The organism is Streptomyces sp. NBC_01013, from assembly GCF_045162765.1.
GTDB lineage: Bacteria > Actinomycetota > Actinomycetes > Streptomycetales > Streptomycetaceae > Streptomyces.
On record NZ_CP108687.1, the window covers coordinates 4,743,197 to 4,767,959 of the forward strand.

A 24,763-nucleotide genomic window follows, 5' to 3' on the forward strand; every position below is an offset into this window, starting at 1 on the left:
ACGCCCGGCTAGTTGCGGGGATATTTTCCCCCTAGTGTAGTCAACTAGCCGGGCGGCAAGTAAGGGGCCCGGTGCACAGGGGATCTGGGGAGTTGGGGAACATGGCGGACCTGATGAAGGCGGCGGACGGAAAGGCGGACGCGTCCTCCGGACAAGCGGGGAAATCCGAACCGCAGCAGCGCAGCGTGCGGGTGGTGGTGCTCGCCCTGATGATCGCCATGCTGCTGGCCATGCTCGACAACCTGATCGTCGGCACCGCGATGCCGACCATCGTCGGTGACCTCGGCGGGCTGGAACACCTGTCCTGGGTCGTCACCGCGTACACCCTGGCCACGGCCGCCTCCACCCCCATCTGGGGCAAGCTCGGCGACATGTACGGGCGCAAGGGCATCTTCCTCACGTCCATCGTGATCTTCCTGGTCGGCTCGGTCCTCAGCGGGATGTCCCAGGACATGGGCCAGCTGATCGGCTTCCGGGCCGTCCAGGGTCTGGGCGCCGGTGGTCTGATGGTCGGCGTCATGGCGATCATCGGTGACCTCGTGCCGCCCCGCGAGCGCGGCAAGTACCAGGGCATGATGGCCGGCGTCATGGCGATCGCGATGATCGGCGGACCGCTGGTGGGCGGCACCATCACCGACCACCTCGGCTGGCGCTGGAGCTTCTACATCAACCTGCCGCTGGGCGCCGTCGCCCTGGCCATGATCACGATCGTGCTGCACCTGCCCAGGCGGGAGCGCACCAAGGCCAAGGTCGACTACCTCGGCGCCGGACTGCTGACCGTCGGCATCACCGCGATCGTCCTGGTGACCACCTGGGGCGGTTCGGAGTACGACTGGAACTCCGCCGTCATCATGGAGCTCATCGCGATCGGCGTCGCCGCCCTCGCCGGATTCCTCTTCGTCGAGACCAAGGCCGCCGAGCCGATCATCCCGCTGCACATCTTCCGCAACGCCAACTTCACGCTGATGTCCGTGGTCGGCTTCATGGCGGGCTTCGTGATGTTCGGCGCGGTGCTCTTCCTGCCGCTGTTCCAGCAGTCCGTCCAGGGCGCCTCCGCCACCAACTCCGGACTGCTGCTCCTGCCGATGCTGCTGGCGATGATGGTCGTCTCGCTGATCGCCGGACGCGTGACCACCAGCAGCGGCCGGTACAAGATCTTCCCGATCATGGGCTCGATCCTGATGGTGACCGGCCTCTTCCTGCTCTCGCGGATGGACACGGACACCACCCGGTTCACGTCCGGCATCTACATGGCGGTGCTCGGCGCCGGCATGGGATTCCTGATGCAGATCACGATGCTCGTGGCGCAGAACAGCGTCGAGCTGAAGGACATGGGCGTCGCCTCGTCCTCCACCACGCTCTTCCGTACGCTCGGCAGCTCCTTCGGCGTCGCCATCATGGGCGCGCTGTTCACCGGACGGGTGAACGACGAGATGGCTGCCCGCGGTGGTGCGGGCGCCACCACACACGGCGCCCAGCTGGACGCGGCGAGCCTGGCGAAGCTTCCGGTGCCGGTGCGTGAGGCGTACGAGTACGCGGTGGCGTCCGGCACGCACATCGCCTTCCTGGTGGGTGGCTCGGTCGGACTGATCGCGGTGGTCGCCTCGCTGTTCGTCAAGGAGGTGCCACTGCGGGGCACCGGACCGGAGAAGGCTCCGGTGGCCGAGGCCGTCTAAGGGCTGTCGCAGCTCTCGTAGGGACAGGGCCGCGGGGTGTGCGCACCCCGCGGCCCTCCGCATGTCCGCTGTCCGCCTGCGGGCCGGCCGTTCAGCGGTCGGCCCGCGCGCCGTCCCCCGAGGCCTTCCTGCCACCGGGCGCCGGACCGCGCTGTTCGCCCAGCTGGAGCATGGGGAAGCTGCCGGTGTCGGTCGGCGCGTGCTCGGGCAGCCACAGGACGGCGACGGCCCCGCCGGCGCCCTCGGCCGCTCCCGCCGGCGCCGCGTTGCGGAAGGTCAGCCGCGCGCCGAGCACCCGTGCCTGACCGGCCGCGATGGTCAGTCCCAGCCCGTGCCCCTGCCCGGCCCGGTCGCTGCTTCCGGTACGGAACCGGCTCGGCCCCTCCTTCAGCAGCGCCGCCGGGAAACCGGGGCCGTGATCGCGGACCCGCACCACCCGGCCCTCGACCGAGACCTCCACCGGCGTGGAGCCGTGCTTGGCGGCATTGCCCAGCAGATTGCCCAGGATGCGCTCCAGCCGGCGCGGATCCGTGCTGACCCACGACTCGTGGACCACCTGCACCCGCACCTGAGGGTCCAGCTGTGCCACCCGGCGGCTGACGAACTCGCCCAGCGCGAGCTGCTGCAGCTCGGCCCGCTCGGAGGCGCTGTCGAGCCGGGCCACCTCCAGTACGTCCTCGACCAGCGTGCGCAGCGCCTGAGCCCGGTCCCGGACGAGCTCCGTGGGGCGGCCCGGCGGCAGCAGCTCGGCAGCCGTCAGCAGACCCGTCACGGGCGTGCGCAGCTCGTGCGCGATGTCCGCGGTGACCCGGCGCTCGGCCTCGATCCGTTCGTTCAGCGCGTCCGTCAGGGCGTCCACCGCGCCGGCCAGCTCATCGGTCTCGTCCCGCACCACCCCGCCCACGGCGTCCCCGACCCGCACATCGGTATGGCCCTGCGCGACCCTTCCGGCCGCGGCCGCCGCCTTGCGCAGCCGGCGGGAGAGCTGCCCGCCGATCAGCACCCCCAGCGCCGAGCCACCGAGGACCACCGAGACCGAGCCGATGATCAGGGCCCGGTCGAGGTCGCCCATGATCGTGGTGGAACGGTCGGCGAACCGGGTGTGCAGCGAGAGCACGTCACCGCCCGGCAGCGGCACGGCCGCCCAGACGTCGGGCACCCCGCCGCCGTCCTCGACGTGCGTCGCGCGCCGATTGCGCCGGGTCTCCTGGCGGAGGCTCCTCGGCATCGTCGGATCGTTCAGCTTCGCACCGAAGCGGGGATCGTCCTTCTGCGTCTTCTTCGCCTCGTAGAGCAGCTGGGCGTAGGTCAGCCGCTCCAGCTGGACCTCGCGCGCGTTCTCCAGCATGGAGACCCTGGCGGCGTTGTGGACGACCAGGCTCAGCGCGATCGCGATGAGGGCGCCGACCGCCGCGATCGCGATGCTGATCTTCCAGCGGACGCCCGTCCGCAGGGCCGGGCGCCTCATGCCCTGAGTTTGTAGCCGAAGCCGCGGACCGTCTCGATCCGGTCCTGGCCGATCTTCGTGCGCAGCCGCTGCACATGGACGTCCACGACCCGGGTGTCGCCGCCCCAGCCGTAGTCCCAGACCCGCTCCAGCAGCTTGTCGCGGGAGAGCACGGTGCCGGGCGCAGACGAGAACTCCAGCAGCAGCCGCATCTCGGTCGGGGTCAGACCCACCTGCTCCCCGCCCTTGCGGACTTCCATGCCCTCGGTGTCGATCTCCAGGTCCCCGAAGACCAGCACCCCGCCCTCGGGCCGCATCGCGCTCTCGCCGCCGCTGCCCGTCCCGTTCCCCGAGGCGTGGCCGAAGCGGCGGAGCACGGCCCGGATCCTGGCGACCAGGACCGCGCCGTCGAACGGCTTCGTGACGTAGTCGTCGGCACCGGCCTCCAGGCCGAGCACCACATCGATCGAGTCGGCCCGGGCGGACAGCATGATCACCGGGACCGTCGACTCGTCCCGGATGCGCCGGCAGAGGCTGACCCCGTCCAGGCCGGGCACCATCACGTCGAGCAGGGCGATGTCGGGCCGGTCGGCCCGGAAGGCCTCGAGGCCGAGCAGACCGTCGGGCATGGCAGTGACCACGAAGCCGTCCCGCTCCAGCGCCAGCTGGGTGGCTTCGCGGATGACGTCGTCGTCCTCGACGAACAGGACATGGGTGTCGGCCATCGGACTGCTCTCAGTTCTTCCGCGGTTCCGCGGGCGCCGGGAAGTCCCCTTCACCGGCTCCGACGGCTCTGTTGAAGTCGTTGTGCACCCGGTCCTGCTCGCTGAACCGGGTGTCTGCCCAGTGGTACGTGATCACTTCCTCGCCCGACGGGTAGGCGACCGCGTCCTTCTTCCCGTACACCTGCGTCGTCACCACCAGATCACCGTGGTCGATGGTCCCGTAGACCGCCGGCTGCTCGATGGTGAACACGTTCCTGTACGTGCCGTCGGACCGCGGCCGGTACACATAGGTGCCCACGCCGACCATGTCCCCGCACGTCATCACGTTCACCACGACATCGGCCGCCGGGCCGTCGGTCAGGCTTCCGTACGAGGTGTCCACCGGGTACTCGTCACCGGCGCAGGGCTTGAGATCGGTACGGACCCGCTCGCTCACCCTGGGATCCGCCTTGAGCAGGCCCACCGCGTCGACCCGCGGCGTGGGCTTCGCCGTGGACGGGGTCGTGGTGCTCGGTGTGACCTGGGCGACCGACTGGGTGCCTGCCGGGCCCTCGTCCCGGGTGCCCGTGCCGCCGGTGGAACAGCTGACGGCGAACAGCCCGAGGACGGCGAGCCCGGCCAGAGCCGTGCTGCCCGCCGCCCAGCCGGTCAGCCGGAGTCCGCGCCGGATGCCGGCCCCCGTGGGTCCTCCGGTGACATCGCCGCCGCTCGCGCCGCCGCCCTCACCGCTGCCTGTCAGGCCGCGCACCGCTCCCGCCCCCGCTCGTCGTGACGCCCCTCGGGGGGCGCCCCTGCCTGTGCCCGCGACCGCGCCGGGGTCCGGGGCGCCGGGACGCGGACATCCGCTCCACGCTCCCCGTCCTCACGGATCCGCTCCGCACGGCTCGCCGCTTCCCTGCTCTCCAGCTCCTGGCGCAGTCGTGCCAGTGCCCGGTGCAGCGTGCTCTTCACCGTACCGGCCGACATGCCGAGCGCCGCGGCCGTCTCCTCCGTGCTCATCTGCTCCCAGTGTCGCAGCACGACCACGCTGCGCTGCTTGGGAGCCAGCACGCTCAGGACGTCCATCAGCAGGGCGCGGTCGGCGCGCTGCTCGGTCCCGTCCTCGACGCTGGCGTCGGGAAGCTGCTCGGTGGGGACCTCGTCCAGCTTGCGCGCCCGCCACCACTCGGTGCGGGTGTTGATCATGACGCGGCGCAGATAGGCGTCGGCCAGGGACTTGTCGGCGATGCCGTCCCAGCGGCCGTAGGTACGGGCCAGCGCGGTCTGCAGCAGGTCCTGGGCGTCCACGGGGTCGGGGACCAGCCGGCGCGCACTGCGCAGCAGCGCGTCCTGCCGGGTACGCACGTACTCCTCGAAACCGAGCACCTCACCCTGCGCCATGCCAACCGCCTCCGTCCCCGTGAAACCCCGTAGAACCACTGCCAGCCGCTGGTCGTCGGGCTGACGTCGGTGACGCTACGGAGCTGTTGTCACGGGGCTGTGCGGAGCAGCCGTACGCCGACGCACGGCTGCCCATCGGTTGTGTAACAGCGCAGGAGGAGAGGGACAAAGAGCGCGAGGGAAGGGGAACGGTGCCGTCAGGTCAGCGGCAGCCGGTACTGGCCGCCCGCGAGCGGTTCGACCAGTCCGTCGGAGACCAGGCCGTCCAGCGCGCGGGCCCGCTGTACCGGTTCCTCCCACACCGCGTCGAGGGCCGACTGCGGCACCGGGGTCACCGCCTCGCGCAGCACCGCGAGCAGCCTGCCGCGCACCTGACGGTCCGTACCGGCGTACGTCTGGCCGCGACGCGGGGGGCCCTGGTGCGCGGGCTTCCCGGCCAGCCGCCAGGCACACTGCTCCGCGATCGGGCAGCGCCCGCAGTCCTCGTTCTTCGCGGTGCAGACGAGGGCGCCGAGCTCCATCGTCGCGGCCGCCCACTGTGCGGCCCGCTCGTCCTCGTCCGGCAGCAGCGCACGGGCGAGCTTGCGTTCGGCGGCGGTGGTCGCGTTCGGCGGGTACTGGATGCCGGTCGCGGCCCGGGCGAACACCCGGCGGACGTTCGTGTCGAGGACGGCGTGCCGCTGCCGGTACGCGAACGAGGCCACGGCGGCCGCCGTGTACTCGCCGATCCCGGGCAGGGCGAGCAGCTGGGCGTGCTCGCTCGGTACGTCGCCGCCGTGCCTTTCGGTTATGGCCTGGGCGGCCCCGTGCAGGCGCAGAGCCCGCCGGGGGTAGCCGAGCCGGCCCCAGGCGCGGACCGCCTCGCCGGGCGGTTGTGCTGCGAGGTCGGCGGGGCGCGGCCAGCGGGCGAGCCACTGCTCGTACACCGGGAGGACCCGGTTGACGGGGGTCTGCTGCAGCATGAACTCACTCACCATCACACCCCAGGCGCCCGCTTCGGGGCGCCGCCAGGGCAGATCGCGGGCGTGCTGGTCGAACCACCCGATGATGGGGGTGTGGAGGGAGGTGGGGGGCGTCTGGGTCGCAGTTGAGGCAGTCATCGCACCGTCGATCCTGACATGGAAGGGCAGACGGGGCTCAGGGGCACGGGGGTGTCGCCCCTCATAAGAGCCCTTGGAGTGATAGGGCACCCCGTCTTTCCCGGTCCCGCCGTACCCGCGTTCCGGCAAGTGGCCGCATGCCCCGCGAGCCGTTGCGGCAACTGGCCCACGGGCCGTCGCACAAAGGTCACGCAGAGTCGGTGAACCATCACTCACGGTGCCGGAGTCGAGGGTTCGCGGCGGGAACGGGCCGTCCCGGGATGATGATCGGCAAAACTTGGCGGCCTGTGGCGGCGGGTGGGGCGGGAGTTGGTGCTGTTCTCTCGTACAGTTTGCGCCGTGGGATCTTTGCGTAATCCGATCGGGCCGCTTCCCTCCACCATCTACTGGCGACGGAGGGCGGTAGCGGCGACGCTGATTGCGCTGCTCGCGTTGCTGATCGTATGGGCCGTCACCTCCGGTGGCGGCAAGGGGAATCACGACGACTCGCGGGCCCCCGGCTCCGGTCCGGCGGACTCGATCACGCCAGGACCCTCCGGTTCCGGTCCGGCGATCAGCGAACAGCCGGGCGGGCGCGACGAGTCGGGCGATACCGGCGGCAGCGGCGGTGCCGGCGGCGGAAGTTCGGACCCGGGCTCCGGCGGAACGGACGACGCGACGTCCGAGGGCAACGGCAACGGCACGGGCACGGAAGCTGGTTCAGGAGCCGACGGCGGTTCGGGGGCCGCAACCGCGGGGCAGCCGCTTCCGGCCGGCTCCTCGCTCCCCGACTGCGTGCCCGCCGCGCTGCGGCTGACCCTGAAGACCGACCTTCGTTACGGACCCGGCGAGAAGCCGAAGTTCCGGCTGATCGCCACGAACGCCTCGTCCACCGCGTGCAAGGCCGACTTCGGCCCGAAGGCCGCGGTCCTCACCGTGACCGAAGCGGGCGGTGACGACGAAGAGGTGTGGTCCTCCAAGGACTGCCCGCGCAACGCGGCCGCCGTACTGCTGAAGGTGCCGGCGGGTGCGAGCGTCGAGCACGCCGTGGAGTGGGACCGCGCGAAGAGCTCCCCGCAGTGCGCGACACCGCGTCCCGGGACCGCGGGCCCCGGTACGTACCTGGTCGAGGCCAAGGCGCCGGGCGAGCCCGTGCAGCGCGCCTCGTTCGTCCTCGCCAAGGACTGACCGGCCGAAGGCCGGCCGCGAAGGACTGACCGGCCGAGGGCGGACCGCCGAGGGCCGGCCGTGTGGGCCCGGACGTGAAGGGCTGGGCGCCAGGGAGGGGCGGGCCGTGCGGGCCCGGACCCGGAGGGCTGGGCGCGTGAGTCGGTGCGCATGCCCGAGCGGCGGGCCGCGCATGCCCGACAGCCCGGCAGGGCCGCCGCCTCGCTACACGTACCGCTCGAGAATCGACGACTCCGCCAGCCGCGACAGTCCCTCGCGCACGCTGCGGGCCCGCGCCTCGCCGACGCCGTCCACCGTCTGGAGATCGTCGACGCTCGCGGCAAGCAGCTTCTGCAGACCGCCGAAGTGCTCCACCAGCCGGTCGATGATCGCCCCGGGCAGCCGCGGCACCTTCGCCAGCAACCGGAAACCGCGCGGCGACACTGCGGAGTCGAGCGTCTCAGGAGAGCCGCTGTACCCCAGCGCCCTTGCCACAACCGGGAGTTCGAGCAGCTCGGTGTGGGACAGCGTGTCCAGCTCGGTGAGTGCCTCCGCCACCGTGCGCGAACGCTTCGCGGTCGGCTCCGGCACGTAGTCGCGCACCACGAGCTCTCGCTCCGGCTCCACGCCCGCGATCAACTCGTCGAGCTGGAGGGAGAGGAGCCGGCCGTCGGTGCCGAGCTCGACCACGTACTCGGCGATCTCGGTCGCGATCCGGCGGACCATCTCCAGACGCTGGGCGACGGCCGTCACGTCCCGGACCGTCACGAGGTCCTCGATCTCCAGGGCGGAGAGCGTGCCCGCGACCTCGTCGAGCCGGAGCTTGTACCGCTCCAGGGTGGCGAGTGCCTGGTTGGCGCGCGAGAGGATCGCGGCCGACTCCTCCAGGACCCGGCGCTCCCCGTCCACGTACAGCGCGATGAGGTGCATCGACTGCGAGACCGAGACGACCGGGAAGTTGCACTGCTTGGAGACCCGGTCCGCCGTGCGGTGGCGGGTTCCCGTCTCCTCGGTGGGGATCGAGGCGTCCGGGACCAGCTGGACACCGGCCCGCAGGATCTTCGTCATGTCCTTGTCGAGGATCAGTGCCCCGTCGAGCTTGGCGAGCTCGCGCAGCCGGGTCGCGGTGAATTCCACGTCCAGCACGAAACCGCCGGTGCACATCGACTCGACGGTCCTGTCCATGCCGAGCACGATCAGTCCGCCGGTGTTGCCGCGGAGGATGCGCTCCAAGCCGTCCCGCAGGGCCATTCCGGGCGCGACGGCGGTCAACGAGGCGCGCATCAGCGCCTCGTTACCGGTGCCTTGGCCGGACTTTCCGGGCGATGCTGCCCGGTCGCTGGCTGCCACTGCACTCCTCCGGTCACAGGTTGCGGTGCCCTCAGGGCCTCTCGTCACGATCAGGCCTGATCCAAACGAAAGACCTTATGTCCCTCGTACCGTTCGTACGGACGGGCGAGACCAGGGCAAAGTCTACCGGCGTGCGCCGTCCTCCTGTGGGGCCTGTGCACGAGAGCGGCGCGGGAGCACTCTCAGGGCATCGCCCATGTTGGCGACTTCCGTGACCTTCATACCGGCCGGAACCTTCCCCGGATCGGTCGGAACGAGCGCGTGGGTGAAGCCCAGCCGGTATGCCTCGGCCAGTCTGCGCTGGACCCCCGTGACCCTTCTGACCTCCCCCGCGAGACCCACCTCGCCGATCGCCACCAGGTTCTTCGGCAGCGGTGTGTCGCTTGCCGCACTGGCCAGGGCGAGCGCGATGGCGAGGTCCGCGGCCGGCTCGGAGAGCTTCACGCCGCCGACCGTGGCGCTGTAGATGTCCCGCTTGCCCAGGGAACTGATCCGGCCGCGCTGCTCCAGGACGGCCAGCATCATCGACACCCGGGACGTCTCCAGACCCGAGGTGGTGCGCCGGGGCGAGGGGATCTGGGAATCGACGGTGAGTGCCTGCACTTCGGCGACCAGCGGACGCTTGCCCTCCAGGGTGACGGTCAGGCAGGTACCGGGCACGGGTTCGTCGCGGCGGGTGAGGAAGAGTCCGGACGGGTCGGCGAGTCCGGTGATTCCCTCGTCGTGGAGCTCGAAGCAGCCGACCTCGTCGGTCGCCCCGTAGCGGTTCTTGACGCCGCGCACGAGCCGCAGCCGGGCATGCCGGTCGCCCTCGAAGGACAGCACCACGTCGACCAGGTGCTCCAGCAGCCGGGGACCGGCGATCGCGCCGTCCTTCGTGACGTGGCCGACCAGCAGGGTCGCCATGCCGCGCTCCTTGGAGGCGCGGATCAGCGCCCCGGCGACCTCGCGGACCTGCGCCATACCGCCGGGCGCGCCCTCGATCTCGGGGGAGGCGACGGTCTGGACGGAGTCCAGGACGAGCAGGGACGGCTTGACGGCGTCCAGATGGCCGAGGACCGCGGACAGGTCGGTCTCGGCGGCCAGGTACAGGTGGTCGTTGATGGCCCGGATCCGGTCGGCGCGCATCCTGACCTGGCTCGCGGACTCCTCGGCCGTGACGTACAGCGTGCGGTGCTCGTCACTCGCGGCCTTGGCCGCCACGTCGAGCAGCAGCGTGGACTTGCCCACGCCCGGCTCGCCCGCGAGCAGGACGACGGCGCCGGGCACCAGCCCGCCGCCCAGCACCCGGTCCAGCTCGCCGACGCCCGTCGAGCGGGCGGTGGCCTGGCGGCTGTCGACCTGGCCGATCGGGAGAGCGGCGGTGGAGACCCGGCCGGCCGCCGTGGTGCGTACCGCAGGGGCGCCGCCGAACTCCTCGACCGTCCCCCACGCCTGGCACTCGGGGCAGCGGCCGAGCCACTTGGCGGTCGTCCAGCCGCATTCGGTGCAGCGGTAGGACGGCCGGTCCTTCGCGGATTTCGTACGGGCAGCCATGGCGCCACCGTATAGGTGAGGTCGGACAGTGAGGCCCGGCGCGGTGTGCGCAGGGGGCGAGCACACCGGTCGTGGGCGCGGAATCGTTGATTCCCGTCCCTTATTGAGCGATACGTTCACCCGTAAGGGTTAAATGTGCTCAAGGGGTGCAAGGGGTATGCCCTGCCCTGCCTACGGTCGCAAGGTGACGAGCAGCAGGCTGGAGACCCCGACGAACACCCCCGGCGCACACCGGGCGCAGCACCACGCGCCCCATTCCTCGCCGAAGTCGAAGCAGCCTCCCGCCCGTTACGAGCCGCATCTCGACGGCCTGTTCACGTACTGCCTCTCCGTGCTCTGCGACCACGACGCCGCCACCGAGGCGCTCGGCGGCGTACTGGCGCTGGCCGAGCGGCAGGGCGGCCGGTGTCCCACCGGCGAGGAGGAACGTAAAACCTGGCTGTACGCGCTGGCCAGGTGGATGTGCCTGCGCAGGCTCGGCGAGCAGAAGCAGGGCAGGCAGGCCCACCGCAGGCCCGAAGGTTCGCGGACGCGCGGGCAGTCGGCCAGGGCGCAGGGCGACCATCGCGGCCCCGCTGCTCCGACACTCCGCGCGGGACGGCGCACGCCGGTGTCCGCGCACTCCGCGAAGACCGCCTCCGCACCACCCCCCGCGCCCCGGCCCGCCGCGTCCCACCTGCCCGCCGGGTCCGTGGAGGGCCCCGCGGCCGCCGAGGCGCACCGCCGCGAGCTGGCCCAGCTGGCCTGGCCCGAAGCGGCGGGCACCACTCCCGAACAGCGTGAGGCGCTGGAGCTCGCGGTACGCCACCGGCTCACCCCGCGCGCGGTCGCCGCCGTCCTCGGGCTGGAGCCCGCGACCGCCCGGGAGCTGCTGGCCGCGGCCGCCTGCGAGGTGGAGCGGACGAGGGCCGCCCTCGCCGTCGTGGAGAAGGGCAACTGCCCCGCGGTCGGCAGGCTCACCGGCGACCATCGCGTGCTGCTCTCCGCCACCCTGCGCCGTGAGCTCGTGCGGCATGTGGACGACTGCCCGAGCTGCCGCCGCGCGGCCGAGCGGGCCGGCGCCGAGGGCCCGTGGCCGGGGGCCGCGGTCACGCCCGCGGCCGCGCTGGCGGTCGTCGAGGCGCCGCGGCCCTCCGCCTACGTGGCGATGATGCATGCCCAGAAGCATCAGAAGAATCGGTCCGCCACTCCCCGGTTCGACCGGACGGGCTTTCCCATGGACCCGAAGGACCACGCCGCACGCCGGGACCGGCTGCGGTCCAGGGTCATGACGACGACGGTGGTCGCCACGGTCGTCGCGGCGCCCGTGATCGCCCTGTGGTCCGCCTACCGGGGCGCACCGCTCACCGGCGAAGGGCACGACGGTTCGGCGGTGACCGCGACGGAGACGGGCGGCGGCCACGGGGCCGACGACCCGTACGGCCACTACGAGAACGCGGGCAACGCCCGCCCCGAGCCCGGCCCCGGCTTCACGGACGGCGACCGCCTCCCCGACGTCTCGGCCGAGGTCATCAGCGCGGGTCCGGACCCGGACCGGGGCGTGTCCGGCGTCGGGCGCCTCACCGTCGAGGCCCGGTCGTCCGGCGGCACGACGACGATCACGCTCACCGCGTCGAGGTCGGGCCCGGTCGTCTGGTCGGCCGGCACGGGTCAGTCCTGGCTACGCCTGAGTACCACGTCGGGCACGCTCGCAGCGGGCGAGAGCATCACGCTCCGCGTCGTGGTGGACCACACACGCGAACCGGCCGGGTACTGGACGGCACGGATCGCCGTCGCCCCGTCGGGTTCGGTCGTGGCGATGCACGGGTACGGGGGCCGGGCGCCGACGGCGGCGCCGCGGCCGCATCCGAGCCGGCCGGCCCGCCCGCACCCGCCCGTCCCGGAGGAACCGTCGCCGTCCTCGCCGGATCCCCGTCCGACGCCCACACCGACACCCGATCCGACGGGTACCACCCCGACCCCGACGGACCCGGGTTCCCCGAGCCCGTCCCCGGACCCGACGGACTCGCCGGCCCCCACCGAACCGGGTCCGGACCCGAGCACTCCGCCGGCGGCGGACTGACGGGCCCGGACCCGAGGCACTACGCGGGGTCCGCCGGGTGGGGCGCCATCGGCAGCAGCGAGGAGAGCCGCTCCTCGCACAGTTCGACCAGCCGGTCGTACGCCTGCTTGCCCATCAGCTCCGTGAGTTCCGGCCGGTACGACACGTACACCGGCTCACCGGCGCCGTGCGCCGACGTCGCCGACGTGCACCACCAGTGCAGGTCGTGTCCGCCCGGCCCCCAGCCCCGGCGGTCGTACTCACCGATCGACACCTGGAGCACACGCGTGTCGTCGGGCCGGTCGATCCAGTCGTACGTCCGCCGTACCGGGAGCTGCCAGCACACGTCCGGCTTGGTCTCCAGGGGCTCCTTGCCCTCCCGCAGCGCCAGGATGTGCAGGGAACAGCCGGCCCCCGCCGCGAAGCCGGGACGGTTCTGGAAGATGCAGGACCCCTCCCAGCGCCGCGTCTGCCGTTCCCCGTCGTCATCGGTCTGGACCCAGCCCGATTCCGTACCCACGTCGTGGAACTGCCACAGCTCCGGGGTGAGCCGGGCCACGTGACCGGCCACCCGCTTCTCGTCGTCCTCGTCCGAGAAGTGGGCGCCCAGCGTGCAGCAGCCGTCGTCCGCGCGACCGGCCTGGATGCCCTGGCACCCACTGCCGAAGATGCAGGTCCACCTGGATGTCAGCCAGGTCAGGTCACAGCGGAAGACCTGCTCGTCGTCGGCGGGGTCCGGGAACTCCACCCACGCCCGCGCGAAGTCGATCCCCGTCTCGTCGGACCCGTCCGGCCCCTCTGTCTGCGGCTGCTGCATCTCCTGCTTCTTGGTCGGCTTCTTCGTGACTTTGCCCGGCTTCGCCTTTTTCGTCTTTGGCACGCGCCCAGAGTAAGACCGACCGGCGCATGGACGGGGCACGGCGGCGAGGTATGCGCCGGTCCGTTGCCCTTCACAGCCGCAGTAGCGTTCTGCGTATGAGACTCGGAGTCCTCGACGTGGGGTCGAACACGGTTCATCTGCTGGTGGTCGACGCGCACCCCGGCGCCCGCCCGCTGCCCGCGCACTCGCACAAGGCGGAGCTGCGGCTGGCCGAGCTCCTCGACGAGAACGGGGCGATCGGCCCGCTCGGCGTGGACCGGCTGGTGACGACGATCGCTGGTGCGCTCCAGGCCGCCGAGGACAAGGGGTGCGAGGACGTGCTGGCGTTCGCCACCTCGGCGGTACGGGAGGCGAGCAACGCCGACAAGGTGCTGGCCCGGGTGCGCGACGAGACGGGCGTCGACCTCGCCGTCCTCAGCGGCACGGAGGAGGCCCGCCTCACCTTCCTGGCCGCGCGGCGCTGGTTCGGCTGGTCGGCGGGAAAGCTGCTGCTCCTGGACATCGGCGGCGGTTCGTTGGAGATCGCCTTCGGCATCGACGAAGAACCCGACGCGGCGGTGTCCCTGCCGCTCGGCGCGGGCCGCCTCACGGCCGGCTGGCTGCCGGGCGATCCGCCGGACCCGGCGGAGGTGAAGGAGCTGCGCCGCCATGTGCGGGCGCGGATCGCCCGCAGTGTGGGTGAGTTCACCCGATTCGGTCGCCCCGACCACGTCGTGGCGACGTCCAAGACCTTCAAGCAGCTCGCCAGGATCGCGGGCGCCGCACGGTCCACCGAGGGGCAGTACGTGCAGCGGGCCCTCAGCCGCAAGGCCCTGGAGGAGTGGGTGCCGAAGCTGGCCGCGATGTCGGTCGAGGAGCGCGGGAACCTGCCGGGCGTCTCCGAGGGCCGGTCCGCCCAGCTGCTCGCCGGAGCCCTGGTCGCGGAGGGTGCGATGGACCTCCTGGGCGTCGAGGACCTGGAGATCTGCCCCTGGGCGCTGCGCGAGGGAGTGATCCTGCGCCGCCTGGACCACCTGCCGTCCACCGAGGACGTGGCCCTGAACTGACGGGGCCGCCCCGGGGCGTGCCACCGTCATGGTCCTTCTCACTTTCCGCCGGACTCCCTCGGCGCTGCGCACGGCTGCCCTTACGCTGTCTGCGTGGCAGAACCAGTGGTGCGCATCCCGGATGCGAAGGTCGCCCTGTCGACGGCCTCGGTCTATCCGGAGTCGACGGCGACGGCCTTCGAGATCGCCGCGCGCCTCGGGTACGACGGCGTCGAGGTCATGGTCTGGACCGACCCCGTCAGCCAGGACATCGAGGCCCTGCGCCGGCTGTCGGACTACCACCAGGTGCCGATCCTGGCCGTTCACGCCCCCTGCCTGCTGATCACGCAGCGGGTCTGGTCCACCGATCCCTGGGTGAAGCTCCAGCGGGCGCGCGCCGCGGCCGAGAAGCTCGGTGCGTCGACCGTCGTGGTCCACCCGCCGTTCCGCTGGCAGCGGGGTTACGCGCGTGACTTCGTCACCGGGATCTGGCGGATGGCGGACGAGACCGATGTGCGCTTCGCTGTCGAGAACATGTACCCCTGGCGCTACCGGGACCGCGAGATGCTCGCGTACGCCCCCGACTGGGACGTCACCAACGACGACTACCGCCACTTCACGGTCGACCTGTCGCACACCTCGACGGCGCGCACGGACGGCATGGCCATGGTCGACCGGATGGGGGACCGGCTGGCCCACGTCCACCTGGCCGACGGCAGGGGTTCCGGCAAGGACGAGCACCTGGTGCCGGGCCGGGGCGACCAGCCCTGTGCCGAGCTGCTGGAGCGGCTGGCCCGTACCGGCTTCGACGGCCATGTCGTCATCGAGGTCAACACCCGCCGTGCGATGTCCTCTGCCGAACGCGAGGCCGACCTGGCCGAGGCGCTCGCCTTCACCCGGCTGCACCTCGCCTCCTCGGCGCAGGTGCCGCGCCCATGACGCCGGACGCCGAGACCCCGGGCCCCAGGCGCCGCGGCCGCCCCTCCCGCACGACGGCGACGGCCGGGCCCGACGCGCGCACCCGCATCCTGGAGGCCGCCCGCACCGAATTCGCCGCACGCGGCTACGACAAGACGTCGGTCCGCGGCATCGCGAAGGCGGCGGGTGTGGACGCCGCGCTGGTCCACCACTACTTCGGCACGAAGGACGAGGTGTTCGCCGCCGCGATCGAGCTCTCCTTCGAGCCCGCCCTGGCGGTCCCCGCCATTCTGGGCAGTGACAAGGACGGTCTGGGGGAGCGGCTGGCCCGCTACTTCATCGCGGTCTGGGAGAGCCCGGCGTCCAGGACCCCGCTGCTGGCGGTCATGCGCTCGGCGCTGACGCACGAGGCGGCGGCGAACGTCCTGCGCGGTTTCGTCCTGCGGCGCCTGCTGGGACGGATCGCGGACCAGCTGGACGTACCCGACCCCACCTTCCGTGCGGAGCTTGCGGCCTCGCACATGGTGGGCATCGCGATGCTGCGGTACGTGCTCCGGGCGGAGCCGCTGGCATCGGCGGACCCGGAGAAGATCATCGCCATGGTGGCCCCGACCCTGCAGCGCTACCTGACAGACCCCAGCCCCTCCGGCGCCCCGGGCGACGCAGGTCCCTCGGGCCCTTCAGGTCCCTCCGGCGATTGAGGAGCGGGGCCCGGGCGGAGCCCGGCATCCCCACCGCCCGCACCACCACCGGCCCCACCCCACCGCCCACTCCCTGAGCACCTCGTCCCGCATTCCGGACACCGTGTCCAGATCCTGGCACCGGAGGCGTACGCTCGAAGCCAGTCTTTTCTGTCGAAGGAGCGAGAGACGATGCCGCAGCTGAGGTCCCGCACTGTCACCCACGGCCGCAACATGGCGGGCGCCCGCGCCCTTATGCGCGCCTCGGGCGTAGCGAGCGAGGACATCGGCAAGCCGATCATCGCGGTCGCCAACTCGTTCACCGAGTTCGTCCCCGGCCACACCCACCTCGCCCCGGTCGGCCGCATCGTCTCCGACGCGATCAAGGCGGCGGGCGCGGTCCCCCGTGAGTTCAACACGATCGCGGTGGACGACGGCATCGCCATGGGCCACGGCGGCATGCTCTACAGCCTGCCCTCCCGCGACCTCATCGCCGACAGCGTGGAGTACATGGTCGAGGCGCACTGCGCCGACGCGCTGATCTGCATCTCGAACTGCGACAAGATCACCCCGGGCATGCTGATGGCCGCGATGCGCCTCAACATCCCGACGGTCTTCGTCTCCGGCGGTCCCATGGAGGCCGGCAAGGCCACCCTGGTCGACGGCACGGTCCGCAAGCTCGACCTGGTCAACGCGATCAGCGACGCGGTCGACGAGAGCATCTCCGACGAGGACATCCTCCGCATCGAGGAGAACGCCTGCCCCACCTGCGGCAGCTGTTCCGGCATGTTCACCGCCAACTCGATGAACTGCCTGACCGAGGTCCTCGGCCTCTCCCTCCCCGGCAACGGCTCCGTCCTCGCCACGCACACCGCCCGCAGGGCCCTGTACGAGGACGCCGGCCGCACGGTCGTCGAGATCACCAAGCGCTACTACGAGCAGGACGACGAGACGGTCCTGCCGCGCGCCATCGGCACCCGCGCCGCGTTCGACAACGCGATGGCGCTGGACATCGCCATGGGCGGTTCGACCAACACGATCCTGCACTTGCTGGCCGCCGCCGAGGAGGCGGAGCTGGCGTACGACCTCGACGACATCAACGAGGTCTCGCGCCGGGTCCCGTGCCTCTCCAAGGTCGCCCCCAATGTGGCCCCCGGCGGTACGTACTACATGGAGGACGTCCACCGGGCCGGCGGCATCCCCGCCCTCCTCGGTGAGCTCCACCGCGGGGGTCTGCTCAACGAGGACGTGCACTCGGTGCACTCCGACACCCTCGCCGAGTGGCTCAAGAACTGGGACATCCGCGGCGGCTCGCCGTCCCCCGAGGCCGTCGAGCTGTGGCACGCGGCCCCGGGCTGCGTCCGTTCCGCGACCGCCTTCTCGCAGTCCGAGCGCTGGGACACGCTCGACCTGGACGCGGCCGGCGGCTGCATCCGCGACGTGGCGCACGCGTACTCCAAGGACGGCGGCCTGGCGGTCCTCAAGGGGAACATCGCCGTGGACGGCTGCGTCGTGAAGACGGCCGGCGTCGACGAGTCCATCTGGACCTTCGAGGGCCCGGCGGTCGTCTGCGAGTCCCAGGAGGAGGCCGTCGACAAGATCCTCCGCAAGGAGATCTCGCACGGCGACGTCGTCGTCATCCGTTACGAGGGCCCGCGCGGCGGCCCCGGCATGCAGGAGATGCTCTACCCCACCTCCTTCCTCAAGGGCCGCGGTCTCGGCAAGACCTGCGCGCTGATCACCGACGGCCGCTTCTCGGGCGGCACCTCGGGCCTGTCCATCGGTCACGCCTCGCCCGAGGCGGCGTCCGGCGGCACGATCGCGCTGGTCGAGGACGGTGACCGGATCCGGATCGACATCCCGAACCGCTCGATCGAGCTCCTCGTGTCCGACGCCGACCTGGCCACCCGCCGGGAGGCCTTGAACGGCGTGTACGCGCCCAAGAACCGCGAGCGCAAGGTCTCGGCGGCGCTGCGCGCCTACGCGGCCATGGCGACGAGCGCGGACCGCGGCGCCGTCCGCGACGTCTCCAAGCTGGGCTGAGCCTCTTCCCGCGTCCGGCCCCTCTCCGGAGGGGCCGGACGCGGCATGCGGGGCGTCGGCCGACGACGTGCGGCCTGCTGCGCGCCGAAGGCGCCGGCGGCCACCCACCGGCGCCCGGCCGGTGTGCACAGCGACGGCCATGCGCAGGACCGGGACGCGAGGGTGCGCTCCCTCCCCGCCGACCCGCTCCGCGGGCACGCCCCGGAGTCGGTGGAGACCGAGGCCGAGCGCCCCACCCGGTCTTCACGGCCGCATTCCGAGCGCCCCACCCGGTCATCACGGCCGCGTTCCGCGGCCTCGCGGTCCGCCAGATCCCAGCGCTCGGCTCAGCCGGTGAACGGTGAGGGGGCCACCTCGGGTGCGACGGTCGCCGTGGCCAGGGCGACCGTGTCCGGGTTGATCAGGCCGACGAGATCGCGGAGATCGAGCGTGGCGGAGCCGACACCGCAGCCATAGGCGAAGAGGTAGTAAGGGGGGAAGTCGACGACCAATTCGCCGCCGAACTGCAGGCCCGTCTCCATCTTCTTCTGATAACTGCCGGGCGTGACCGTTCCCTCGGGCATCTGGCCGCCGGCGAGCAGGGCTGCCGCGTCCGTGGTGCAGGAACTGTCCGTGCCCATGATCTTCGGGGCGATCAGCTCGGCCAGCCGGGTGGCACCCTCGTCCTGCCGGGCGGCGGGAAGAAGGATCTGGTCCTTGTCGAGAAGCGTCCAGGTGTCCGTGTTGATGTTGATCCAGTCGTCGATCACCCCTTCGTGGGAACCGCCGACGTACACCTGCCCGGTGAACTGGATCACGGCCAGTCGGCCGACCTGGTTGATCCTGGGCTGTTCGGAGAGCGTCAAGGCCGCGCCCTGAGCCGCGTCGGACGGGGCGTCGTCGACGGCGGCGAGGAAGTCCTTGACGTGGTTGTCGACGTGGCGCCTGATCTTGGAGTTGAGCGCGTCGACGGCCGGGTTCGCCGACCAGAAGACCGGCAGCGTCGCGTCGATCTCGTACGGGACGCCTCCCTCTCCGGCTCCCTTGCGCGTGACGCCGGTGGTGCAGCTGCGCCAGGTGGCCGTGGAGAACAGGAGCTCGACCTTGGGCGGCGGGACGGTGACCGCGTCCGGTGCGGCGGCGCACCAGGCGGACGGTGTGTCGCCGGTGGGGCGGGGGCTCGGTACGGCGGTCGCGGACCTCGCCGGGGCGCGGGTCGTCGCGACGGCGTGCGGGGTGGTGGAGTGCGGCGCCCGGGCACCCCACTGGCTCGCCACGTACCCGGCGAGACCGGCCACGAGCACGGCGACGACCAGCATCAGCTTCATGCTGCGAGGCCTACTCGTCCTGGCCGGCTTCACCCGATCCCCCCTGCTTCGCCGTGGCCCCGGTGCCCTGGGCGAGAGGGGTCGCGCACGGGTCGCCGCACATTGCCTCCATCGCGTCCGCGCGCCCGGTGACGGCGAAGGAACCGTCCTGAGGGTCCGGGGCGACTGCCTGGTCGTAGGCCGAGGCGAATCCCCTGGTGTGGAACGGCCGGGATCCGTTGGACAGCGTCTGTGTGGTCCGTTCGCCGTCGATGACCTCATCGAGCACGATGTCGTAGGTGACGTCCCACTTGACGGTCTGGAAGGTGAAGCCGAAGTTCACGATCTCCCTCTCCTTGACGGAGACCGAGTGGTCGTCGAAGTAGCGCGCGCCGAACGCCTTCTCCTCGAAGTCGGCGTTCCGGGGGACGGGGACCGGATCGTCGAGGTCGAATCCGATCTTGATGTTGGTGTCCTCGCCCTGGGACGGGTAGACGAGCAGCGTCCCGCCCGGGGCCGGGGCCACCTTGCTGCGGACCTTGATGTGGATGCCCGTGATGTCGACGGTGTGACTGCGGTTGCTCTCAAGGGTCACCAGCGTGGTCGTCTCGTAGGTGTCCGCCCGGTCGGAACGCTTCGACATGACTGAGGCCATCCGGCCGAAGTGGAGCCTCTGTCCTGCGCTCAGCAGCTTTCCCGGGAAGAACCACGCCCCGTTGTGATTCACCATGCTGTCCCTGGTCTGGACCGTGGCACGCAGCGGCGGGCCACTGGCAAACGCGTCCCTGACGTCCGGGTCGCCGGCGAAGTGATAGACCACGCCGAAGACGAGGACCATGACCGCCGCGATCACACCGGCCCGTTTCGCCCGGTAATAGATGTTCGTTACATGTATATCGCCCACGTCCCCTGCGGCGAGGGTGTTGACACTCCCCTTGCCGGAGCGGACCTGCTGATGCACCTCTCGGCGGTCCCCTTCACCCACCGGCTGCTACGTCCTCTCCTCCGGCGGAAGCGCGACGTTACCGCCGGCCACGATGTTCCGGCTGCGTCGGCCCGACTTCACGCGCTGATCGAGCGGCGCCGCCGACCCGCTTCGCCCGCCAGGTCCAGGCGCTCCCTCCCCGGCGGCACCGACGTCGCCGCGGGCCACGATGTTCTCGCTGTCCCGGCCCGCGGTGACCTCCTGCCTGTCGGCCGAGGCCGGGTCGGTCCCGGGCGGGCTGCCGCCGGCACGTGCCCACTCGAAAGCGCTGACCGCCAACCCGCTCAGGAACACGGCGACGACCATCGCCACGGCCCACCGGTCACCGTCGGCCTCCGGGGTCCAGGAGAACCTGAGCGTCATCATCGCCGTCGTACTGCCCGCGAATACGAGGACCGGGACCACTACTCGCCACGCGACTGATCGCCAAGAGCTTGCACCAGGGCCACTCATGAGGTCAGTCTTCCCATGGCGCAGGCGAGTTGAACACGTGAGCGAGACAACGCGGCTTCGCGCGCGGTGTGAACCGCCCGTTCCGCCGCCACGGCACTCCACCCACGCTTCACCAGTGCCCGGGCCCGGCCGTCGCGCAGTCCGGCGGGGGACGCCGACGCCTGCGCGTAGTGTCCCCGCACGACACCGGGTCCGTCCCGGCAGGTGCGGCTCCACCACACCCCCGGCATGCTCACCCCGCACGATCAGGTGCGCCGGCGAGCGTTTCGGCCGGATCGCCGGGGACATCGACCGCGCACGACTGCCGGCACCGGGTTGTGGCCCGTCCCTGGGACAATCGATTCCGTGACCGAGAACAGCGACACCCCCGACGGCACGGCTCCCGGCGCCCCCGAGTCCGGCGCGACGCCGACCGGCGCCCCCACGACCGCTCCCGGCCCGCAGCCCGAGCCCATCCGCTTCTTCGGCACGACCTGGGTCGCCCACGACGGTCACTACGGTCTCCGCCGGGCCGGGGTGGCCATCGGTTCGCTCGCCGCCGCGGTCGCCTCCTGCTTCGTGCTGCGATTCGCCTACCAAGGGCTGGAAATCGCCGATATCGGCAGTTTCGTCGGCATGCTGGTCGTCCTGATGTTCGCCATCTGCAGCGCCGTCGCCTTCCGTAAGACGTGGGAGGGCTTCAGCCGCCGCCCGGCCGACCCGGCCCGCGAGGACACACTGCGCGGCCTCAAGACCATCGGCTTCGTCGGCTCGCTCCTCGCGTACTTCTTCCGTACGTTCACCGAGGCCCCGGGCGAGAAGCTCCGCCGTGCGGAGTACGAGGCGGCCCAGGTCCGGTTCGCGAAGCGCCGGTCGTCCCGGACCGGCAACCCGGCGGCCCGCAGGGCGCCCAAGGCGAAGAAGCCCCGCCGCACGTAGGCGGAATCGGCCCGTTCAGGGTCCCGACGGCCGTAACAGCTTCTTGCCGCGCCCCGTCCCTTGACGACGGGGTCCCGCGCGGACCAAAATTCATCACATGATGAATTCTTCGGGCGTCGCCATCGAGGCCCGTGGCCTCACCGTCGTACGAGGCAGCCGCACCGTCCTGAAAGGGCTCGGCTTCACCGTCGAACCCGGCAGGATCACCGGCCTCCTCGGCCCCTCCGGCTGCGGCAAATCCACCCTCATGCGAGCCGTCGTCGGCACCCAGGCCAAGGTGACCGGCACCCTCGACGTCCTGGGCAGCCCCGCGGGCTCTCCCGGCCTCCGTCCACGCATCGGGTACGTCACCCAGGCACCCTCCGTCTACACCGACCTCACCGTCAGGCAGAACCTCGACTACTTCGCGGCGATCCTCCGGCCGGGCCGCCGCCACCGGGACGCCCGCCGCGAGGCCGTCGCCCGCGCCGTCACCGAGGTCGACCTCACCAGCCACGCCGACGATCTCGCCGGCGCCCTCTCGGGCGGTCAGCGCACCCGGGTCTCCCTCGCCGTGGCGCTCCTCGGCACCCCCGAACTGCTCGTCCTCGACGAGCCCACCGTCGGCCTCGACCCGGTACTCCGGCGGGACCTCTGGAACCTCTTCCACCGCCTGGCCGCCGACCACGGCACCACCCTGCTCGTCTCCTCCCACGTCATGGACGAGGCCGAGCGCTGCCACCGGCTGCTCCTGATGCGCGAAGGCGAGATCCTCGCCGACGACACCCCCGAGGCCCTGCGCACGGGCGCAGGCACGGACACCGTCGAAGAAGCATTCCTCCACCTGGTCGACGCGGCCGCCACCCGTCAGGAGAACGCCCGATGAGCACGACCACCACGCCCGCCACCGGCACCCCGGCCCTGAGCGCCGCCCGCACCCTCGCCACCGCCGGCCGCGTCCTTCGCCAGTTGACGCACGACCCGCGCACGATCGCACTCCTCCTGCTGATCCCGGTCGTGATGATCACACTGCTGCGGTACGTGTTCGACGGGAGCCCGCAGACCTTCGACTCCATCGGAGCCTCGCTCCTCGGCATCTTCCCGCTGATCACGATGTTCCTGGTGACGTCGATCGCCACTCTGCGCGAACGCACCTCGGGCACCCTGGAACGCCTCCTCGCCATGCCGCTCGGCAAGGGCGACCTCATCGCGGGCTACGCGCTCGCCTTCGGCGCCGTCGCCATCGTCCAGTCGCTCCTGGCCACGGCCCTCTCGGTCTGGGCCCTCGGCCTGGACGTCACCGGATCGCCGTGGCTGCTGCTCCTGGTGGCCCTGCTCGACGCACTCCTCGGCACGGCGCTCGGCCTGTTCGTCTCCGCCTTCGCTGCTTCCGAGTTCCAGGCCGTCCAGTTCATGCCGGCCGTGATCTTCCCGCAGCTCCTGCTCTGCGGACTCTTCATCGCCCGTGACCGGATGGCACCCGCCCTCGAAGCGATCTCCAACGTGCTGCCCATGTCGTACGCCGTCGACGGCATGAACGAGGTCCTCCACCACACCGCGATCACCGGCGACTTCGTCCGCGACATCGTGATCGTGGCGGGCTGCGCCCTCCTCGTCCTCGCCCTCGGCGCGGCCACCCTCCGCCGACGCACCGCCTGACGGGCCGGTGCGAGGATGGCGCCACGAGAACCGTGAGCACCGCCCGGAGGGTGAAGCGCATGACCCAGACAGTTGCAGTCCTCGGCACCGGAAAGATCGGCGAGGCCCTGCTCAGCGGCATGATCCGGGCCGGCTGGCGCCCTGGGAACCTGCTGGTCACCACCCGCCGCTCGGAGCGGGCCGCGGAGCTCCGCGACCGCTACGGCGTCGACGCGGTCACCAACGCCGAGGCCGCCAAGCGCGCCGACATCCTCATCCTGGCGGTCAAGCCCCAGGACATGGGCCGCCTCCTGGACGAACTCTCCGCACACCTCACCGCCGACCGCCTCGTCATCAGCGCCGCGGCCGGCATCACCACCGCCTCCATCGAGGAGCGCCTCACCGCGGGCACCCCGGTGGTCCGCGTGATGCCGAACACCCCCGTCCTCGTCGACGAGGGCATGTCCGTCATCTCCGCGGGCAGCCACGCCACCACCGATCACCTCGCCACCACCGAGGAGATCTTCGGAGGCGTCGGCAAGACCCTGCGCGTCCCCGAGTCCCAGCAGGACGCGGCCACGGCACTCTCCGGCTCGGGCCCCGCCTACTTCTACTTCCTCGTCGAGGCCATGACGGACGCGGGCATCCTGCTCGGCCTGCCCCGCGCCCAGGCCCACGACCTCATCGTGCAGGCAGCCATCGGCGCCGCCGTGATGCTCCGCGACAGTGGCGAGCACCCGGTCAAGCTCCGCGAGGCCGTCACCAGCCCGGCCGGCACGACGATCAGCGCCATCCGCGAACTGGAGAACCACGGCGTACGCGCCGCCCTCATCGCGGCCCTCGAAGCCGCCCGCGATCGCAGCCGCGAGCTCGCCTCGGGCAACGGCTGACCCATCCCGCTCTACTCCGCGGCAGCGATCAGCTCCGCACTGCGCACCACCTTCGCGAAGCCACCGCCGTGCAGCGACACGGCGGTGGCACGCGCCAGCTCCTCCGCGCCCAGCGTCCAGCCCCACGGGCCCTTCCCGTCGAAGGTGTACGTGGCATCGAGCGCGAAGAACACCTCGTAACCCAGGTTCCCCGCCATCCGCGCCGTCGTCTCCGCGCACATATTGGTCTGGATCCCGGCCACCACGATCTGCCGCACCCCGGCGCCACTCAGCCACGCGCCCAGATCCGGAGTCCCGTAGAACGCCGAGTTCACGCTCTTCGTCAGAAAGAGCTCGGGCCCGCTGCCCTTCCCCCGTCGCTCCTCCACGTACGGCTGGAAGTCATTGCCGGGATACCCCACCCGCAAGGGGGAATCGGGCTTGGGCGAGTCATGCCGTACGAACACGACCGGCCGCCCGCTGGACTGCCAGACGTCGATCAGCCCGGCGATGTTCTCCTCCGCCGCGGGATTGTTCCGCGGCCCCCAGTACGCCTCCTCATCGAAACCGACCTGTACGTCCACCACGACCAGTGCTGCGTTCTCCGCGATATCCATGGCCCTGATCCTGCCGTCCGGCCACCTGACCGCCCAGAGGTCAGAAAGCCATCGATCGATGATTTACTGCC

The 24,763-nt window shown here is 71.5% G+C and carries 23 protein-coding genes; 11 read left to right on the top strand and 12 right to left on the bottom strand.

Annotation, left to right across the window (positions count from 1 at the left end; all coding sequences use genetic code 11):
* The first annotated feature begins 101 nt into the window (after nt 1-101).
* Complete coding sequence (locus tag OG538_RS20590) at nt 102-1,676, top strand: MDR family MFS transporter (protein ID WP_406095654.1); 1,575 nt, start codon at nt 102-104, stop codon at nt 1,674-1,676.
* A gap of 91 nt (nt 1,677-1,767) precedes the next feature.
* Here the strand turns inward: OG538_RS20590 and cseC are convergent, their stop codons facing one another.
* The 5 genes from cseC to OG538_RS20615 all read right to left on the bottom strand — a co-directional run bounded on the left by cseC (nt 1,768) and on the right by OG538_RS20615 (nt 6,328).
* Nucleotides 1,768-3,144, bottom strand: a complete 1,377-nt coding sequence (cseC, locus tag OG538_RS20595; RefSeq protein ID WP_406095656.1) for a two-component system sensor histidine kinase CseC — start codon at nt 3,142-3,144, stop codon at nt 1,768-1,770.
* Nucleotides 3,141-3,848 carry a two-component system response regulator CseB gene (gene cseB / locus OG538_RS20600; protein ID WP_406095658.1) on the bottom strand — a complete coding sequence of 236 codons (708 nt, stop codon included), beginning with the start codon at nt 3,846-3,848 and terminating at the stop codon, nt 3,141-3,143. The genes cseC and cseB overlap by 4 nt, the downstream gene beginning before the upstream one ends.
* A 10-nt stretch (nt 3,849-3,858) precedes the next feature.
* Entirely contained in the window at nt 3,859-4,596 is a 738-nt protein-coding gene (locus OG538_RS20605; RefSeq protein ID WP_406095660.1) for a hypothetical protein, read from the bottom strand.
* Nucleotides 4,584-5,228, bottom strand: a complete 645-nt coding sequence (locus tag OG538_RS20610; protein ID WP_406095662.1) for a SigE family RNA polymerase sigma factor — start codon at nt 5,226-5,228, stop codon at nt 4,584-4,586. The genes OG538_RS20605 and OG538_RS20610 overlap by 13 nt, the downstream gene beginning before the upstream one ends.
* 197 nt (nt 5,229-5,425) lie before the next feature.
* The gene (locus OG538_RS20615; RefSeq protein ID WP_406095664.1) at nt 5,426-6,328 is read right to left on the bottom strand and encodes an A/G-specific adenine glycosylase; all 903 of its coding nucleotides are present in this window, start codon (nt 6,326-6,328) and stop codon (nt 5,426-5,428) included.
* A 339-nt stretch (nt 6,329-6,667) separates the two neighbouring features.
* On the opposite strand from OG538_RS20615, the gene OG538_RS20620 reads away from it, so the two are divergent.
* A complete protein-coding gene (locus tag OG538_RS20620) occupies nt 6,668-7,495 on the top strand; it encodes a hypothetical protein (protein WP_406095666.1) in 828 nt (275 codons plus the stop codon).
* A gap of 204 nt (nt 7,496-7,699) precedes the next feature.
* Here the strand turns inward: OG538_RS20620 and disA are convergent, their stop codons facing one another.
* Both disA and radA read right to left on the bottom strand, forming a co-directional pair.
* Entirely contained in the window at nt 7,700-8,824 is a 1,125-nt protein-coding gene (gene disA / locus OG538_RS20625) for a DNA integrity scanning diadenylate cyclase DisA (RefSeq protein ID WP_406095668.1), read from the bottom strand.
* Nucleotides 8,825-8,947: 123 nt separating this feature from the next.
* Nucleotides 8,948-10,360, bottom strand: coding sequence for a DNA repair protein RadA (radA, locus tag OG538_RS20630; protein WP_406095670.1), 1,413 nt, complete (start codon nt 10,358-10,360; stop codon nt 8,948-8,950).
* Nucleotides 10,361-10,544: 184 nt separating this feature from the next.
* Here radA and OG538_RS20635 point away from each other — a divergent pair, with 184 nt between their 5' ends.
* Nucleotides 10,545-12,422 (top strand): BACON domain-containing protein, encoded by a 1,878-nt coding sequence (locus OG538_RS20635; RefSeq protein WP_406095672.1) that lies wholly within the window; start codon nt 10,545-10,547, stop codon nt 12,420-12,422.
* A 19-nt stretch (nt 12,423-12,441) separates the two neighbouring features.
* On the opposite strand, the gene OG538_RS20640 is transcribed toward OG538_RS20635, so the two are convergent.
* Nucleotides 12,442-13,281, bottom strand: a complete 840-nt coding sequence (locus tag OG538_RS20640) for a hypothetical protein (RefSeq protein WP_406095674.1) — start codon at nt 13,279-13,281, stop codon at nt 12,442-12,444.
* Nucleotides 13,282-13,376: 95 nt separating this feature from the next.
* Between OG538_RS20640 and OG538_RS20645 the strand changes: the two genes are divergently transcribed.
* The 4 genes from OG538_RS20645 to ilvD all read left to right on the top strand — a co-directional run bounded on the left by OG538_RS20645 (nt 13,377) and on the right by ilvD (nt 17,947).
* Complete coding sequence (locus OG538_RS20645) at nt 13,377-14,327, top strand: Ppx/GppA family phosphatase (protein ID WP_406095676.1); 951 nt, start codon at nt 13,377-13,379, stop codon at nt 14,325-14,327.
* Between the two features lie 93 nt (nt 14,328-14,420).
* Nucleotides 14,421-15,245, top strand: a complete 825-nt coding sequence (locus OG538_RS20650) for a sugar phosphate isomerase/epimerase family protein (RefSeq protein ID WP_406095678.1) — start codon at nt 14,421-14,423, stop codon at nt 15,243-15,245.
* Complete coding sequence (locus tag OG538_RS20655; protein ID WP_406095680.1) at nt 15,242-15,925, top strand: TetR family transcriptional regulator; 684 nt, start codon at nt 15,242-15,244, stop codon at nt 15,923-15,925. The genes OG538_RS20650 and OG538_RS20655 overlap by 4 nt, the downstream gene beginning before the upstream one ends.
* 171 nt (nt 15,926-16,096) lie before the next feature.
* The gene (gene ilvD, locus OG538_RS20660; protein WP_406095682.1) at nt 16,097-17,947 is read left to right on the top strand and encodes a dihydroxy-acid dehydratase; all 1,851 of its coding nucleotides are present in this window, start codon (nt 16,097-16,099) and stop codon (nt 17,945-17,947) included.
* Nucleotides 17,948-18,273: 326 nt separating this feature from the next.
* On the opposite strand, the gene OG538_RS20665 is transcribed toward ilvD, so the two are convergent.
* Genes OG538_RS20665 through OG538_RS20675 form a run of 3 tightly spaced genes read right to left on the bottom strand, consistent with a single transcriptional unit; the run spans nt 18,274 to nt 20,581 of the window.
* Complete coding sequence (locus OG538_RS20665; protein WP_406095684.1) at nt 18,274-19,254, bottom strand: hypothetical protein; 981 nt, start codon at nt 19,252-19,254, stop codon at nt 18,274-18,276.
* A 10-nt stretch (nt 19,255-19,264) separates the two neighbouring features.
* Nucleotides 19,265-20,194: a hypothetical protein gene (locus tag OG538_RS20670; RefSeq protein WP_406095686.1), complete on the bottom strand. Its 930-nt coding sequence runs from the start codon at nt 20,192-20,194 to the stop codon at nt 19,265-19,267.
* 30 nt (nt 20,195-20,224) lie between these two features.
* Nucleotides 20,225-20,581, bottom strand: coding sequence for a hypothetical protein (locus tag OG538_RS20675; RefSeq protein WP_406095688.1), 357 nt, complete (start codon nt 20,579-20,581; stop codon nt 20,225-20,227).
* 435 nt (nt 20,582-21,016) lie between these two features.
* On the opposite strand from OG538_RS20675, the gene OG538_RS20680 reads away from it, so the two are divergent.
* The 4 genes from OG538_RS20680 to proC all read left to right on the top strand — a co-directional run bounded on the left by OG538_RS20680 (nt 21,017) and on the right by proC (nt 24,096).
* Entirely contained in the window at nt 21,017-21,589 is a 573-nt protein-coding gene (locus tag OG538_RS20680) for a hypothetical protein (RefSeq protein ID WP_406095690.1), read from the top strand.
* Nucleotides 21,590-21,686: 97 nt separating this feature from the next.
* Nucleotides 21,687-22,454 carry an ABC transporter ATP-binding protein gene (locus OG538_RS20685; RefSeq protein ID WP_406095692.1) on the top strand — a complete coding sequence of 256 codons (768 nt, stop codon included), beginning with the start codon at nt 21,687-21,689 and terminating at the stop codon, nt 22,452-22,454.
* Nucleotides 22,451-23,227, top strand: coding sequence for an ABC transporter permease (locus OG538_RS20690; RefSeq protein WP_406095694.1), 777 nt, complete (start codon nt 22,451-22,453; stop codon nt 23,225-23,227). The genes OG538_RS20685 and OG538_RS20690 overlap by 4 nt, the downstream gene beginning before the upstream one ends.
* A 59-nt stretch (nt 23,228-23,286) precedes the next feature.
* Nucleotides 23,287-24,096, top strand: a complete 810-nt coding sequence (gene proC, locus OG538_RS20695) for a pyrroline-5-carboxylate reductase (RefSeq protein WP_406095696.1) — start codon at nt 23,287-23,289, stop codon at nt 24,094-24,096.
* A gap of 11 nt (nt 24,097-24,107) precedes the next feature.
* On the opposite strand, the gene OG538_RS20700 is transcribed toward proC, so the two are convergent.
* A complete protein-coding gene (locus tag OG538_RS20700; protein WP_406095698.1) occupies nt 24,108-24,692 on the bottom strand; it encodes a cysteine hydrolase family protein in 585 nt (194 codons plus the stop codon).
* Nucleotides 24,693-24,763: the final 71 nt, after the last annotated feature.